Raw genomic sequence first — 16,212 nt, 5'->3', positions numbered from 1 at the left:
ATATGTTAGACTTTAATATTGGATTGCTTTTCTTGTAAACAAGATTCACAAAAATAATGATTTTAAAGGAAATAGAAATTTAATTTCTGATGAATTACAATTCCTTTTTAACAGAAAGGTCTCACCCGAAGATGAGACCTTTATTATATCTTGAAATATCCTATTAAGGATTAGAACTTACTCTTTTAAAAGTAATGGTTCTTGTTTTATACATTTCTGGATCTTCGGTTTCTACTCTTATTGACAAATTGAGCGTAGTGGCATCCAGCGTCATAACTTTTGCATTCTCCGCTACTACCACTCCCTGATATTTTATCTGGAGTGCTTTACTACTTTTATCATATGTATATGTGAAATTTTTGTCTGGAAGAATATTACAAGCAGTTCCTGTAACAGGATCTTCCACATCTATTCTTTTTCCGGTAACTTCTGTACTGAACCACCATCTGGATTGTTTCTGGCAGTCTGTATAAGTAATCACATCTGAAATTGGTTGCTCACCTACTTCAACGGTAGTAACCACCTCTTTTTGCGGTTGCCAGAATCCAATAATCGGTTCGTCTATAACAATTTCATTGCTATTATTACATCCGGTGGTCACCAATAATGATAAACCAAAAAATAGTAGTGCTAATTTCTTCATAGATCAATTTTTTCAAGGGCTAAAATTATAATTTTTTTGATTTATAACACCATTTTTTGTGAAAAATTATTTCTTCAGCTTTTATTTATACATATTTTAAAACAGTAAGAGGTCATATTGCCTTTATTTAACAAATATTGAACATCCGAAAATCCCTCTGTTTTATTAAAAAAGTTATTTTTGTAGGAAAGAAAAAAAATGCAAAATATAACGAAAAACAATTTTGACTTCATCCGTGTTCTCCTTGCTTTTATTGTCTTTGTGGGACACTTGGGTGCTTTAAGTGCTTCTGAAAAGCTTTCATTTTTAACCCATAGCCCCGTTGAAGTTGCTGTTTTCTCGTTTTTTATCGTAAGTGGGTTCTTAATTGCAAGAAGCTATGAAAGATCTTCCAGCTTAAAAAGCTATGCTAAAAAAAGATTCAACAGGATTGTTCCCGCTTATCTGCTTGTTGTTTTTCTTTGTGCTACCCTTCTGAGCTTAGTAAGCACTTTACCTTTTTCAGAATATTTCAGCAATACTCAGGTTTATAAATACCTGTTCTGGAATTCAATATTTCTCAACTTTAAAGCCCCGTGGCTTCCGGGTGTATTTGGCAATCAGGCTGTAAATGGAGCTTTATGGACACTTAAGATCGAGATGTGCTTTTATATAGCAGTTCCGCTGATGTTTTTACTGTTTGGAAAAAACAATAAATACCGTACTATCAGCCTGATTGTGTTATATTTTCTGTCTCTGGTTTATCTGAATTATTTTGAACAGACTGGAAAAGCAGCACTTTCAAGACAACTTCCGGGTTCATTATGTTATTTTATTGGTGGGATGCTTCTGTATTTTCATTTTGATAAATTTATTCGATATAAAAACATCCTGTTTATTATTGCCATCATTACGGTTTGGATTGATCTTATTTTTGAAATAAAATTGTTCTCTCCTATAATGATCAGTATTATTGTTCTGTATATTGCTTATTCCTTTAAGTTTCTGAATAACTTTGGGAAATATGGAGACTTCACTTACGGAATTTATATCTTCCACTTCCCTATCATCAGAGTATTTGCCACTTTGGGACTTTTTGCCAACTACAACCCTTATATCATGAGCATTGTATGCATGTTTGTTGTTATTGGTGTAGGAATTGCTTCATGGCATCTCTATGAAAAAAGATTTTTATAATTTTACCGATATTTTACAACACGAATGAAAGACCTGGTCTCCATTATTACTCCCTGCTACAATTCTGCTGATTTCATAGAAGAAACAATACAGTCTGTCCTCAACCAAACCTACGAAAACTGGGAATGGCTGATCACTGATGATCTTTCTAAAGATAACACTGTTGAGATAATCAGGAAATACAATGATCCAAGAATCAAACTTCAGGTTCTGGAGAAAAATGGCGGCGCAGGAAACGCGAGAAACAACAGTCTTGAGAGAGCCCAGGGAAGATATATTGCATTCCTTGATTCTGATGACTTCTGGTATCCTGAATATATTGAAACCATGACAGATTATATGCAGGAACATAATGCAGAACTTGTATACTGCAATTATTCAAGATGTGATGAACAGCTTCAGCCTATTTTAAAAGATTTTCTTGCAGATAAAATCGTTACTTTCTCTAACCTATTGAAAACATGCCGTCTGGCCCCGGTTTCTACAATGTACGACACCAAAAGGGTTGGAAAATTCCTGTTCCCTGTAAAAAGTAAGCGAGAAGATCATGTGATGTGGCTCAATCTTCTGAAAGTAATACCTGAAGGAATGCCCATCAACAAAACAATGGCAAAATACAGAATGCGAGAGAACAGTGTCTCCAGAAAGAAAAAAAATATCATTAAAGATCAATATCTGGTATATAAAGATTTCATGGGGTTTTCCACTTTAAAATCATTGTATTATACAGCAAACTGGGCTGTAAACGGATTCATGAAATATTCAAAAATCTTCAATTAATGGAGTATTCAAAAGAGTTTAAAGCGGCATTGAGTGCTTTTTCCAGCACAGAAAAAGATAAACTTATTTTCAGACTTCTGAGAAAGGACAAATTATTATCCAAGAAACTGTATTTTGAACTTATTGATCCGGAAACCACCGACGATAAGAGAAATGCAATGGAACAAAATGTAGAGGAAAAAATTATTTTAGCCTCAAAATATATTGGCAACACTAAATATTTTCTGACCATTATCCGTAAAATAAGTGCAGAAGTCACTGAGCATATCAAAATAACAACAGACAAATTCGGGGAAGTTTCTCTGAATCTGCTAATGGTGGATAAGATTTTAGATTACAATAATGATCTGAGCAGGCAACGGTTTGATAATGTGTATAAACTTTACATTTACATCATCAACAAGGTATTTAAGTCCCTGGTTTTAATAAAAAAACTGGATGAAGATTACTGGATGGAGTTTAATGATCTTTTAAGAACGATACAGCAAAAGATATCCGAGAATCATTATCTTCAAAAGTTATGCACTAATAATGGACTTGATCTTAACTGGTTTGAATCTGACAGCATTCCTGAGAACATAGATCAGATTATGAAGGATATAAAAAGTCAGGGATTTTTAAGATAGAATCTTCTGCAGAATCATATCTGTAGAATCAGGTTTCTCATTAACGAAATTCTCTGCATTTTCAGACATTTCTGTAAGTTCCTCTTCATTATCCTTGTTGGCAAGAAATAAAACGAATTCTGCTGCTGTATATTCGTCAGAAAAAGATCGTCCACCATTCTTAGAGGTAAGATCGTCGGCTTCAGGATTCTTTTTATAATGATTTCCAAAAACAACCGGAACTCCGAATGTAGCCGCTTCCAGAATATTATGTAATCCTGCATCATGAAACCCACCACCTACAACAGCTATATCAGAATAGGAATACAGTTTTGACAACAAACCTATACTGTCAATAATTAAGATTTGAGAATTAAAATCTAAAGATGGAGCATCTTTGATTTTGCTATAAAGCAAAGCATCAGGAAATATATTTTTCAGATGTTCTACTCTCTTCAGATCATGAGGCGCTATAATGATTTTAACGGTGTTATTTTTACGGGAAACCAATTCTGCTATTTTCTCTTCTCCCTGCCATGAGCTTCCAAAAACAATTGCTTTATGTTCCCCTATAAAATCTGTAATATAATCCACATGATTATCACGACTACGAAGTTGTTTCACCCTATCAAATCTGGTATCTCCTGTTACAGAAGATTTAACAAGACCTACACTTTTAGCCAATGCAAGTGAAAACTGTGTCTGATGAAAGAACCAGTCTACATTCTTCTTAAGCTGTTTTACAAACCACTTTCCATAAGATGTAAAAAATGATTGCCGCTCATAGAACAATGCAGAAATCACGTAAGTCTTTGCTTTGTTCTCTTTAAGCACTTCAAGCAGATTATACCAATAATCATACTTAACCGTAAAAAATAGTTTAACATCAAACAATGATACAAACTCTCTTACTGTATTTTTTTTATCAAATGGCAGATAACATATTACATCTGCAATATGTTTCTTTTTAACCACATTTTCATATCCTGACGGAGAAAAGAATGTTACCAGGATTTTATAATCAGGAAAGTTATCTTTAAGCCTTTCCAATACAGGTAAACCCTGCTCATATTCACCTAAGCTTGCCGCATGCATCCAGATAACTTTATCTGTTTTTGAAAAAGCAGATTTCACCTTATCCAAAGATTCTTTTCTGCCATCAACGCCTTTTTTAGTTTTATCATTAAATAATGAAAAAACCTTCATTCCAAAAATGAGAAGACTGATAAATATATTATAAAGTAAATTCAATGCTGATGAATGTATCCGTTAGACTACAATTAATAATAGGTCGGACTTTTTAGATAACGCTTTTAAGCACTCTAAGCTTGTGAGTATGCTTATTCATTTCTTGATTGAAGATTCCGGTAGAATCTAACGTATCTATTCTCACTTTTCCTGAAGCATGAATAATCTTCTGATTTTCGAGCATAATACCTACATGGATAATCTTTCCTTCAGCATTTTCAAAGAAAGCTAAGTCTCCTGGCTTTGTTTCTTCCACAAAAGTAAGATCTTCCCCTACTTCTGCCTGCTGTGAAGCATCTCTTGGAATTTTAATACCATGAACTTTGTAAACCAATTGAGTAAATCCGGAACAGTCTACTGCAAAAAAGCTTTTACCACCCCATAAATAAGGTACATTAAGGAATTCTTTAGCGGTAAGTGCAACACTTTCTCTCACATCATGACTTCTTCTTGAAGCTACCACAGGAAATTCTACTTCAGAACCCATGGATAGTAAGGTTTTGCCATCATTCATCAATACAGAAGAGAAATCTTCTGTAACTACAGTCACTTTTCTATTGGCCAGTTCTTCATCTGTTACCGTTTTTAGCTGCTTGGTATCCATCCATCCTTCATAGCCGTCATAGTGCATTTTTATTTTAGTCCAGTTCTTACTGACTTCTAAAATATCTGCACTTTCCCCAAACAATATTTCCGTAACAATCTCTGCTCTGTCTGAACCTTCTGCACGAACCGGTGCTACTGTTACGATACAAATTCCTTTATTCATTTTATTCATTTAGAAATTAGGAAAATTAAGAGATTTAGAAATTACATTATTGTTTCATTTCCAAATCTCTTAATCTTTTCATTCAATTACTTCCTGCGTAGGAAGTTGACTCCATCCCGCAAAGGTAAAATAAGATTTTCAAAATCTTCGTCTTTTGCTGCCAAATCATTCAATTCCTGAATAGACTGTGTAGATTTAAGCTTTGGATTTTCTTCCAGCACTTTTCCATACCATAGAACATTATCAAACATCACTACTGATCCAGACTTTGTATGAGGCTTTATCAGTCTGAAGTATTCTGCATAATTTTCTTTATCAGCATCTACAAAGATCAAGTCAAAAAACTCATCTGTTTCTTTTAAATATTCTTTAGCATCCTGAAGTTTAAAATCAATCTGAGCAGCATATTCACTAGATTCAAAATATTTTTTGGGCAGATAAGCCAGATCTTCATTTACATCCAATGTGGTAATTTTACCATCTTTTGCCAATCCTGAAGCCAAACATAGGGTGGCATACCCTGTAAATGTTCCAATTTCAAGGATACTTTTCGGCTGCAGCATTTGAGAGATAATTGTCAACAATCTTCCCTGCTGATAACCGGAAATCATATGAGGTTGTGTAGTTTTCTGATAAGTTTCTCTTCTCAGCTTTTTCAGAATTTCGGATTCTGAGGAAGCGTGTGCTTCCAAATATCTATCCATTTCAGGATTCTTTTCTTCAAAAAAACTCATACCATTTTAATTTAAACAAATTTAAGGATTTTAAAACTTTTCCGAACCTTCGTTTTGTTCAATATAAGATACAAAAAAGAGAGAAATTAATTCCTCTCTTTTTCTTAGGTATATCTAATTTTATATAAAAATCATTATAAGGCTATACAATATTGTCTTATACCGGCACAAACCCATCCTGGGCAACATTTTGTCTGTGGGCTGCTACAAAATATCTGTGGATTACACCCTCTAATAGCAGCACCTTGTACAGTTTTCATTTCTCCTCTTGAAAGCTTTTTTGAATTTTTCATAATTATTTTGTTTAGTATTAATTTCCTACTCTTTTAGATTTTCGGATACCTCTGTTAATATTTCCTTTTATGGAGATTTAAATATACGCATTCTTTTATTAATCAGAATATTATATTTAAAATAAAACTTTTCAAAGAATTTAATAATCTATTACCCGGGAAAAAAACCCATATAAAATACCGTGAAAATACGGATGTTTTTCTTTTAGTATTAATGATAAGTTTGCAAAGAGAACGAAGGGGTAAAAACACTAGAAAACAGATGATTGCAGAAGATCAACCACAAACTAACCATGAGAATCAAAAAAACGCACTTCCGAAAGGGCGCGTACAACCTTCTGCAAAAAAGAACAAGACTGAAATATCCAATCATTTTTTACGACGAATTATTTCCCTTTTAAAAAAAGAAGAATTAATTTGATTAAAAAAATAAATCCCGAAGAAATTCGGGATTTACTTTTTTATTATAGTTTCATTAAGCTCTATTTATATACCTCCAAAATCTGTGTAAGAGCTGCAATCTGTTTATCTATACTGTCTTTCTTCTGTGGATTATTTTTCAAAAGCTCGTTCTTTTTATTCAATCCTGCCTCCAGCATATTATAAATAGCATTTTTTGTCTCGGCATTTTTCAACATTTCAGACTTTGCCTGATTTAAAATTCTGGCAATTCCTTCCGTAGCAACAATATTATCAGACTCCATAATCCTGTTGAATCCTTCTTCTGCAGATTTCCCCAATTCCGGATTATTAGGTTTAACTAATGGATAAAAAGCCACAATAGGAACAATATACCTCATCTGAGAATCTATTTTATTCTCAACTACAATAGGAAGCATTTTAATAAGCATATCCTTGGATGCCCCAGAAAGATCAATCTTATTAATAAGTGATTTTATTTTTGAGGAATCTGTAGTACTGATTGCAATGAGTGAGTTTGCTCTTACAGCATTAGACACCGCATCTATTCCTTTTTCAAATATTGGCAGATATTTTTTATTTTTGGTTTTTGCCAAAGCAGAAATAGCAGCAGCCTGCACCAGTGTTTTTGGATCCTGAACAGCTAATTTTTCAACCTCTGCGGCCAGGCTTTTATTATGATATGTATTGGTGAGATCTAACCTTTCTAATGCCTTAATTCTTATTCTGAAGAAAGAATCCTTTAAAGCTGCAGACAACAACTTAACGGATGCCGGATTATTCAAATCATTTTTAATTCCTGTCAATGCTTTATAGCGGCTTAAAAACTCTTTGGAATAAGTAAACTGTATTAAATTCTGTTCTGCCGTCTTTTTTCTGTAATTTCAGAAAGCAATATTCCGTCTGCATTGATATTGATCAGATCAGGTTGTCCGGAAGTATTAAAAGTGAACGCATTTTTCGTCCTGGCATTTACCCAGACATTATACCGTGTTGGTTTCCCATTATCATACACATCTATTGCCAAAGGAAATTCAAAAGGGATTTCCTGTGATTGATTAATGACTACTTCCACCTGTTTTTTAACAGGTTCAAACGTATATGAATACTCTAATTTGGGATTCCCGCTTCCATAATACCATTGGTTAAAAAACCAATTCAGATCTTTTCCTGATATTTTTTCAAATGACAATCTTAATTGTTGAGCCTCTGCATTTTTATATTCATAAGTCTTTAAGAAATCACTCGTTCCTGCAAAAAAGGCATCATCCCCCAAATAATTTCTCAGCATATGAAGAATACCACCACCTTTCTCATAAGATACCACATCAAAAACATCTTCAGGAGAATCATAGCTAAACCTTACAAGATCTTTTTTAAAATCTGCAGGACTCTTGAAATATTTATTCAGATTAGACATCAAATGATAATCAGCCTGATCTTTTCCATATTTGTATTCATTCCAGAGATATTGAGAATAGTTCGCATAGGATTCATTCAATGTAAGATTACTCCAGCTCTCCGCAGTTACCAGATCCCCAAACCAATGATGAAATAGCTCATGGGCAATATATTCTTCCCATCTATTTTCATCAATTAACTGTCCTGGCTTCTGCAAAACTCCTGTATTATGAAGGGTTGCCGTTGTGTTTTCCATCGCTACACTCGGATAATCTCTTCCGGTAATCTGTGAATATTTAGACCAGGGATAGTCATAGTTTAATTTCTTAGAAAAAAACTCCATCATTTCAGGCGTATTTCCGTAAATCTGTCTGGCATAAGGCTCATATTCCTTTTCCATGTAATAATCTATCGGAATATTTCTCCATTTATCTTTTACAACGCTATATTCTCCTACTCCCATAAAGAAAAGATATACAGCATGTCTTTTATCCATTACCCAATGATCTGTCCTCATATTACCGGACTCTTTCTGAGACTCTTTTAAAATACCATTAGAAAGAGTGATGTATTTATCCGGAACTGTCATATAAATTTCCTGCGTCGTTTTTTGATTGGGTTTATCTATCGTAGGAAACCATACGGATGAATATTCAGATTCACCATCTGTCCAGATCTGAGTGGGTTTACCAGGGTCTTTTCCGTCTGCATTAATGAAATACAGTCCCTTCGCAGGACTTCCCTGCTGCTCCACTATGTTTGGCCGGGAAGTATATTTGATATAAACCGTATACTCCTGATTTTGCCTATATGTTTTGTCAAGATTGATTTTAAGAATATTGTCAGCATAGTGATATTTTAATGGAATACGGTTACCGCCACTATCCATCGCCACGTCATGAATCAGCATTCCTTTTGCATCCAATACCAATGAATCTGATGGATAAAAATAAGGTGATGCTGTGAGCCATTCTTCACCATTCATCTGCTCCTTCTGATAATCAAAATTCACTTTCAGCTTGGTGTGCTTAAGTTCTGTTCTTTTTGTATGAGTTGCCTGATAAACTTTTTCTCTTCCGGAAGTCTCTGTCTGAGCAGTTGCCGTTCCGGATAAAGAGAAAGCTAATAAGCTTACCGATAGAATAATTCTTTTCATATGATTATTATTTTTAAGGGTAAATTCCTGATAAACCATTGCAACCACCTTCTCAGTAAAAAAACACATCTCACTGATTCACAACAGCTATATCCATTTTATTTCAAATAAGTAGAACTATCTCTTTAAAAGTTACATCCAAAACAGAACAATTCACTGCATAAAAAAAGATCCCGAAAAGTCGGGATCTTTTTATACTGTATTACTCAGTAATTATTTCTTTGGAGCAATATCCATTAGTTTCATAAATTCATCCAGCTTAGGCATAATGATGATTTCTGTTCTTCTGTTTTCTGCTCTTCCGGAAACACTCATATTGGTAGCTTTCGGATTGTATTCAGAACGACCTCCTGCTGTAATTCTTGCAGGATCTACTCCAAACTGAGTCTGAAGAACCTTAGCAACAGAAGTTCCTCTTAATGCAGAAAGATCCCAGTTGTCTCTTGGTAGGTTTGGAGAATTTAGTGCAGCATTATCAGTATTCCCTTCAATCAATACTGAATATTTATCATAATCATTGATTACTTTCGCCACTTTACCTAACACTTCCTGAGCTGCAGGTAAGATATTATAATCTCCTGTTTTGTATAACATTTTATCTGAAAGGGAGATCATTACCACTCCTTTCAATACTTTCACCTGTACATCTTCATCCGATACGTTATCTAAAGATCTCTTCAGCTTATTAGACAAAGCAAGATTTAAACTATCGTTTTTAGCATTGCTGGAAATTAACTGCTTGATATACGTGTTAGAAGCATTAATTTCTCCCACAAGTTTATCAATGTTAGCAGAGCTTTTTCCTGTATTGGAAAGACATGCATCCAATGATGATTTTAAAGCATCATGCTGGCTTTTTAATAAATTATTTTCACCTGTTAATGCTGAGTTCTGAGATTTCAAATCCTGGATTTCTCTCTGTCTTTCTCCGATATTCTCAATACACTGCTTATAGTTTGTGCTTAAGGCATCATACTGCTTCTTGCTCACACAAGAAGTCATTCCCAATGCCATTGCAGAAACTGCTACAATTTTTAAAATCTTCATAAATAATCTTTTTTAGATCAATCAAAGTTAGGAAAATTCAATTGAATTATATGGATTATCTTTGTATAAAAGAAATTCTCAACACCTATGTTGGAAAAATCAAACTTCAGAAAACAATTAGAAAATCTTATTTATCAACCTGAAAATCACACATTCCTTTTAGCAGTGAGCGGAGGTGCAGACTCTATGGTTCTAGCCTTTTTATTCAGGGATTTGAGAGATGAAAAACAATATTCAGAATACTCATTCCAGATTGCCCATATTAATTATAAACTTCGTGGAGAGGATTCAGATAGGGATCAAAAAGTAGTACAGAATTTTTGTGAGAAAAATCATATCAGGTTTCATCTGTATGAAGTTTCGGAAAAGGATAAAAAACCGGAAAATTCTATTCAGCTTTGGGCAAGAGAGCTTAGGTATGCTTTTTTTAAGGAAATTCAGGAAAAAGAAAATCTTAAATTCTTGGTTACGGCTCATCATCTGAACGATCAACTGGAAACATTTATTATCAATCTTTCCAAGGCAGCAGGAATTAATGGGCTGAGTGGCATTCCAGCTAATGACAACTTTATTCTTCGCCCTCTTCTGGAATTCTCAAAGCAGGAAATTTATCAATTTGCTGAAGAAAACAATATTGAATTCCGGGAAGATCTTTCCAATAAAAAAAGTGATTATCTGAGAAACAAGATCAGAAATGAAATTGTTCCGAAATTACAGGAAACCAACGATCATTTTCTGGAAAACTTCAAAAAGAGTGCTTCATATCTGAATCAGACCAAAGATTTTGTTCAGAAACAGATTCAGGAAATAGAAAATACGCTTACTGTATTTAACCAAGACCATAAAATCTTATCAAAGGAAAAGCTGGATCAGGAAAGCGATTTTGTTAAGTTTGAGATTTTAAAAAAATACGGGTTTAATCAGGAAGAAGAAATCCCTAAAATTTTTAAGGCAGAAAACAACAGTTCTTTTTTTCGAAAGACTATCAGTTGATTGTAAACAGAGATGAACTAATCTTTATTAATACAAATAAAAAAACTGAAAATATACACGAAATTGTACTGATTGACCGTTTTGATTTCTCGGAAAGCCATATCAGCATCAACCTTCAGGATTCTATTGAAGACATTGATGGAATCAATAAAAATATGGAATGGGATTTTGATGCTGAAAAAATTCAGTTTCCACTGCGTTTGAGAAAACATCAGGATGGTGATGAATTTTATCCTACTGGTTTTTCAGGGAAAAAGAAAGTTTCTAAATTTTTTAGGGACGAAAAATTATCTATTTTAGCGAGGCAAAAAATTTGGATATTGTCTGACAGTAATAATTCTGTACTTGGAATCATTCCTTTCAGACAGGATAGAAGATATGCAAAGGATGAGAAAACAGAACGTATTCTCAAAATTTTTAATGAAACGAAAAATGAAATTTAGAAATTGGTTTTTATTAATTCTACTCTTTTTAGCAACAGGAATTAATGCACAGATTAAAAATCCTGTAAAGTTTAAATTTACCATCAACGACCTGGGTAACAACCAGTATGAAGCGGTTTTGAATGCCACCATGGAAAAAGGATGGCATATCTACTCAAAAGATCTTCCCGAAGATACAGGAATCCCTACTGAGTACAAAGTTTCCGGAAAGAATATTGAGCTGATCGGAAAATTTACGGAAGTAGGAAAGAAACATGAAGAATTTTCTGAAGCATTCGGCGGAACCATTGTTTTTTATTCCAATACAGCGGGTTTCAAACAGAAATTTAAGCTGAAGGATCCTACAAAACCTGCAGATGTTACTTCTGAAATCACTTATCAGACCTGTGATGACAGGGTTTGTCTTGCTCCGAATACTTTAGAATTCAATCAAAAAATGACTCCAAAAGGAGCTACAGAGGAAGCTGCTACTGAAGAAACTACAGAACCTGCAAAAGATTCTGTAAAAGCTGTTGAAACAGTTACTGAAACACCTGCCAAAACTGAGGTTACCATTGCAGAAACCTCAACTCTGGATCCTAAGCAGCTGAAAATTGAGACTCTTGATTTCAAAAAACCATTAACAGATTGTGGAACAGCTTCTACAAAGGTAGATGAAAACTACTGGACTTATTTATTCTTAGGTTTCATCGGTGGATTAATCGCTTTACTGACGCCATGTGTATTCCCTATGATTCCTTTAACGGTTTCATTCTTCACAAAAGGAAGTAAGGACAAGGCTAAAGGAAAAAGAGATGCTTTGATCTATGGTTTTTTCATTCTTCTTATTTTCGTTTTATTGAGTATTCCTTTCCACATTATTGACGGAATTGCAGGAAATATCTTCAATGAGATCTCTACAAGTGTATGGCTGAATATTGCCTTCTTTATCATATTTATCTTCTTTGCCGGAAGTTTCTTCGGGTATTATGATATTACATTACCTAGCTCTATTGCCAATAAGTCTTCAAAAGCTGAGGAAGCAGGAGGTATCATCGGTATCTTCTTTATGGCATTAACGCTGGTTATTGTCTCTTTCTCATGTACAGGTCCTATCCTGGGAAGTTTATTAGGAAGTGCTGTAACCGGTTCTTCTAATGTTCCGATGTTATTAACATTTGCCTTGGCTGGGTTCGGGTTAGCATGGGCTATCATTTTCGGATTATTGGCTTTATTCCCGCAGGCATTACAGAGTCTTCCGAAATCAGGTGGATGGATGAATACGGTAAAAGTAGTGTTAGGTTTCGTAGAACTAGCTCTAGCTTTAAAATTCTTATCAAAAGCAGACCTTGTATCGAAGACTTTCTTCTTAAAAAGAGAGCTTTTCATTGCGATCTGGATCATTGTTGCTTTAGGATTAGCTTTATACTTATTCGGATTAATCAGATTTCCACATGATGATAAAAAGCCTAAAATATCAATCACCAGAAAAATATTAGGGGTATTAGGATTCGGTTTTGTGATCTACCTGATCCAGGGATTAATTCCATCTGACCGTCCAAAACTTCAGTTATTAAGCGGTATTCTGCCTCCATTGAATGTTAGCTATTTTCACGATGAAAAAGATGGAATTTTAGGAATGCATCCTGAACACGATTTCTTTAAAGCGATAGAAATCGCTAAAAAAGAAAACAAACCTATCTTAATTGACTTCACCGGTTACGGTTGTGAAAACTGTAGAAAGATGGAAGAATTTGTATGGAGTGAACCGGATATTTTACCTATCCTTCAAAATGATGTTGTCTTGGCTTCTCTGTATGTAGATGACAAAGAAGAGCTTCCTGAAGATCAAAAAACAAAGATTGATCTTGGAGACGGACAAATCAAAAAGGTTAAAACAATTGGAGACAGATGGAGCTTGTTCCAGCAGGTTAACTTTAATAACAACTCCCAGCCTCACTATGTTTTAATCACTCCTGATGGGAAAGTAATCAATACACCTGTTTCCGGATATATGCCGAAGGAAGACTTCAAGAAGTTCCTGGAATGCGGAGTGAATTACTTCAAAAAAGCAAATAAATAATTTATTAATATAAATAATGAACTCACACTTACATAGTGTGAGTTTTTTATGGTAAAATTAAAATATTAAACAATAGATTATCAAATGCATAAAATTAATTATATTTGAATAACTAATACCAAACCAAATATTTATGAGAAAACTCTACATTATTCTTTCATTCTTCATCACACTCTTACTAACCGCTCAGACAGCTCCTTCAATTCAATGGCAAAGAGCTTATGGAGGCAGTGAAGCAGATCGATTTGAATCTATCCAATCTACTACTGATGGGGGGTATATTTTTGCCGGCTCCACCTTTTCTAAAGATGGAGACATTACAAACAATAACGGAAAACGAAATGCATGGGTGGTAAAAGCAGACCCAAAGGGCATAATACAATGGGAAAAATGTATTGGCGGAAGCCTATATGATTTGGCCTTTTCCATACAGCAAACATCTGATGGTGGCTATATTTTTGTAGGTATGACAACCCCTACAGAGAAAAACCGCGGAGCAACTGACTTCTGGATTGTAAAATTAGATCATAATGGAAATATACAGTGGCAAAAATCCTTAGGTGGAAGCAATGCTGATAATGCATTAGATGTTCAACAAACTTCCGATGGCGGATATATTGTTGCAGGAACAACTTACTCTGTTGATGGAGATGTCTCCGGAAACCATGGATTAAATGATTTTTGGATCGTAAAATTAGATCCTACCGGCAATATACAATGGCAAAAATGTCTGGGCGGAAGCTCAACTGAAGAAGCCAACTCTATTCGGCAAACTTCCGATGGCGGATATATCATTGCAGGAAGCATTGGGGATGCTGCAGATGGAGATATTACACAAACCTATGGATTCTTTGATTGGTGGATCGTAAAATTAGATGCACTTGGAAATATACAATGGCAAAAAACCTTTGGAGGCCCTAATCCTGATGTTGCCAAATCCATACAACAAACTAAGGACGGAGGCTATATTGCTGCAGGGATTTACGGAAAAACTTTTATGGATTCTGATATCTGGATCATAAAGTTAAGCAGCACTGGAGATACACAATGGCAGAAATTCTTTGGAGGAAGCAAGTTGGAAATTGCAAAATCAATCCAACAAACTTCTGATAATGGATACTTCATTGCAGCAACTTCAAATTCTAAAGACCCACAAATAATGGATAATCAAAGTGATTTAAATTATTTGGTTATAAAAACGGATGACATAGGAAATCTCCAATGGCAAAAATCGCTTGGCGGAACAGGAAATGATCTAGTGTTCTCCGCCATACAGACTCAGGATAATGGATATCTTATTGCTGGAGTTTCAGATTCCAATGATGGAGATGTTTCCGGGAACCATGGAACTCAAAGTGGTGACAACGAAAATCCTAACTATCTATACCATGATGCATGGATTGTAAAATTAGGCCCAGATCCATTCAAAAAACCAGAAGAATCTCCTGTAACAAAACCCAAACTCTCTCCTATCTTATACCCTAACCCAGCAAGCGATTTCATCTATGTAGATCGTCTGCCAATAGATTTCCCTACTGAAATTATCATAACAGATATGGCGGGAAGAAAAATTTTTACACAAAAATACCAGGAAGAAAAAATAAGAATAAATACTTCTGCTTTTCCTGGTGAACTCTATCATATACAAGTAAAAATTAAGGAAGAAATGATTTTCTCTGAAAAAATAATTATCAGGAAATAAATAGGATTCAAACAACTTAATAAAAATACAACGTATTAATTTAACATCATTTAAACACAATGACGCAACAAAAACGTTAAATTATTAAATATTTTGAATTTTAGGCATCAACTTTGTATCAACTCTTCAAAATCACGATCGGATTTTCAAAGTTTTCATCAAATACCGTTTAACAATTTAAAATATGAATTATGGCCGAAGTAATCGCACAAGAGAAACAGGGTGGCAAGCAAAAGAAAAAATTAATCAGAGTAGATATGACTCCTATGGTAGACCTTGGATTCTTACTTATCACTTTCTTTATGTTCACTACTAATTTTACAAAACCCAACGTGATGGATCTGGGACTTCCTGCGAATGGAACTCCCCCAACTGGACCCGTTGTAATGAATCAAAAAAACCAGGTCACATTTATCTTGGGAAAAGACAATCGTGTTTTTTATCATCAAAGCAATGCGACGGATTTAAACACTTCAAATCTTAAAGAAACAGATTTCAGTGGTATAAAAATTTCAAAAATCATTTCCGAAGCTTATCAAAATGCTCCAAAACCGGAAATTTTCACAGTAATTATCAAACCTACTGATGAAGCCAACTACAAAAATTTTGTAGATATGCTGGACAACCTGGCGATTGCTAAAAAAGAACGTTATGGAGTGACAGATATCAAACCATGGGAAACAAAGGTTTATAAAGAATTAACTCAATAAAAAAGAAAGGGCATTTTAAAAATGCTCTTT

At 34.4% G+C, this 16,212-nt stretch carries 14 protein-coding genes and 1 pseudogene; 8 read left to right on the top strand and 7 right to left on the bottom strand.

Annotated elements, in window-relative coordinates; translation table 11 throughout:
* Positions 1-163 precede the first annotated feature (163 nt).
* Positions 164-643, bottom strand: coding sequence for a lipocalin family protein (locus BOQ64_RS05965; RefSeq protein ID WP_129054195.1), 480 nt, complete (start codon positions 641-643; stop codon positions 164-166).
* 198 nt (positions 644-841) lie between these two features.
* On the opposite strand from BOQ64_RS05965, the gene BOQ64_RS05960 reads away from it, so the two are divergent.
* From BOQ64_RS05960 to BOQ64_RS05950, 3 genes are read left to right on the top strand one after another with little or no spacing between them, the layout of a single operon-like run.
* Positions 842-1,819: an acyltransferase family protein gene (locus BOQ64_RS05960; RefSeq protein ID WP_129054194.1), complete on the top strand. Its 978-nt coding sequence runs from the start codon at positions 842-844 to the stop codon at positions 1,817-1,819.
* 24 nt (positions 1,820-1,843) lie between these two features.
* Positions 1,844-2,599, top strand: coding sequence for a glycosyltransferase family 2 protein (locus tag BOQ64_RS05955; protein ID WP_129054192.1), 756 nt, complete (start codon positions 1,844-1,846; stop codon positions 2,597-2,599).
* Positions 2,599-3,225, top strand: a complete 627-nt coding sequence (locus BOQ64_RS05950; RefSeq protein ID WP_129054190.1) for a deoxyuridine 5'-triphosphate nucleotidohydrolase — start codon at positions 2,599-2,601, stop codon at positions 3,223-3,225. The genes BOQ64_RS05955 and BOQ64_RS05950 overlap by 1 nt, the downstream gene beginning before the upstream one ends.
* On the opposite strand, the gene BOQ64_RS05945 is transcribed toward BOQ64_RS05950, so the two are convergent.
* The 6 genes and pseudogenes from BOQ64_RS05945 to BOQ64_RS05925 all read right to left on the bottom strand — a co-directional run bounded on the left by BOQ64_RS05945 (position 3,217) and on the right by BOQ64_RS05925 (position 10,272).
* Positions 3,217-4,455 carry a 3-deoxy-D-manno-octulosonic acid transferase gene (locus BOQ64_RS05945; RefSeq protein ID WP_129054188.1) on the bottom strand — a complete coding sequence of 413 codons (1,239 nt, stop codon included), beginning with the start codon at positions 4,453-4,455 and terminating at the stop codon, positions 3,217-3,219. The genes BOQ64_RS05950 and BOQ64_RS05945 overlap by 9 nt on opposite strands.
* 49 nt (positions 4,456-4,504) lie before the next feature.
* Positions 4,505-5,221, bottom strand: coding sequence for a C40 family peptidase (locus tag BOQ64_RS05940; protein WP_129054186.1), 717 nt, complete (start codon positions 5,219-5,221; stop codon positions 4,505-4,507).
* Positions 5,222-5,307: 86 nt separating this feature from the next.
* On the bottom strand, positions 5,308-5,955 hold the full coding sequence (locus BOQ64_RS05935; protein WP_129054184.1) for an O-methyltransferase: 648 nt from the start codon (positions 5,953-5,955) through the stop codon (positions 5,308-5,310).
* Positions 5,956-6,089: 134 nt separating this feature from the next.
* The gene (locus BOQ64_RS24805; RefSeq protein ID WP_410494430.1) at positions 6,090-6,248 is read right to left on the bottom strand and encodes a CCPGW family putative bacteriocin; all 159 of its coding nucleotides are present in this window, start codon (positions 6,246-6,248) and stop codon (positions 6,090-6,092) included.
* 482 nt (positions 6,249-6,730) lie between these two features.
* Positions 6,731-9,225 (bottom strand): annotated as a pseudogene (locus BOQ64_RS05930) (M1 family metallopeptidase).
* A 213-nt stretch (positions 9,226-9,438) separates the two neighbouring features.
* A complete protein-coding gene (locus tag BOQ64_RS05925) occupies positions 9,439-10,272 on the bottom strand; it encodes an OmpA family protein (protein ID WP_129054182.1) in 834 nt (277 codons plus the stop codon).
* Positions 10,273-10,359: 87 nt separating this feature from the next.
* Between BOQ64_RS05925 and tilS (BOQ64_RS05920) the strand changes: the two genes are divergently transcribed.
* The 5 genes from tilS (BOQ64_RS05920) (at position 10,360) to BOQ64_RS05905 (ending at position 16,182) form a co-directional block, all read left to right on the top strand.
* Positions 10,360-11,265 (top strand): tRNA lysidine(34) synthetase TilS, encoded by a 906-nt coding sequence (gene tilS / locus BOQ64_RS05920; protein WP_228448235.1) that lies wholly within the window; start codon positions 10,360-10,362, stop codon positions 11,263-11,265.
* Entirely contained in the window at positions 11,262-11,708 is a 447-nt protein-coding gene (gene tilS / locus BOQ64_RS23750) for a tRNA lysidine(34) synthetase TilS (protein WP_228448234.1), read from the top strand. Before tilS (BOQ64_RS05920) ends, tilS (BOQ64_RS23750) begins: the two co-directional genes overlap by 4 nt.
* Complete coding sequence (locus BOQ64_RS05915; RefSeq protein WP_129054180.1) at positions 11,698-13,770, top strand: protein-disulfide reductase DsbD family protein; 2,073 nt, start codon at positions 11,698-11,700, stop codon at positions 13,768-13,770. The genes tilS (BOQ64_RS23750) and BOQ64_RS05915 overlap by 11 nt, the downstream gene beginning before the upstream one ends.
* A 133-nt stretch (positions 13,771-13,903) precedes the next feature.
* Positions 13,904-15,472, top strand: coding sequence for a T9SS type A sorting domain-containing protein (locus BOQ64_RS05910; RefSeq protein ID WP_129054178.1), 1,569 nt, complete (start codon positions 13,904-13,906; stop codon positions 15,470-15,472).
* 191 nt (positions 15,473-15,663) lie between these two features.
* Positions 15,664-16,182 (top strand): biopolymer transporter ExbD, encoded by a 519-nt coding sequence (locus BOQ64_RS05905; protein ID WP_129054176.1) that lies wholly within the window; start codon positions 15,664-15,666, stop codon positions 16,180-16,182.
* Positions 16,183-16,212: the final 30 nt, after the last annotated feature.

It is taken from the genome of Chryseobacterium sp. CH25 (genome assembly GCF_004119455.1).
Lineage (GTDB): Bacteria > Bacteroidota > Bacteroidia > Flavobacteriales > Weeksellaceae > Chryseobacterium.
The sequence above is the reverse complement of the archived record's forward strand: the minus strand, read 5'-3'. Positions and strand labels throughout refer to the sequence as shown.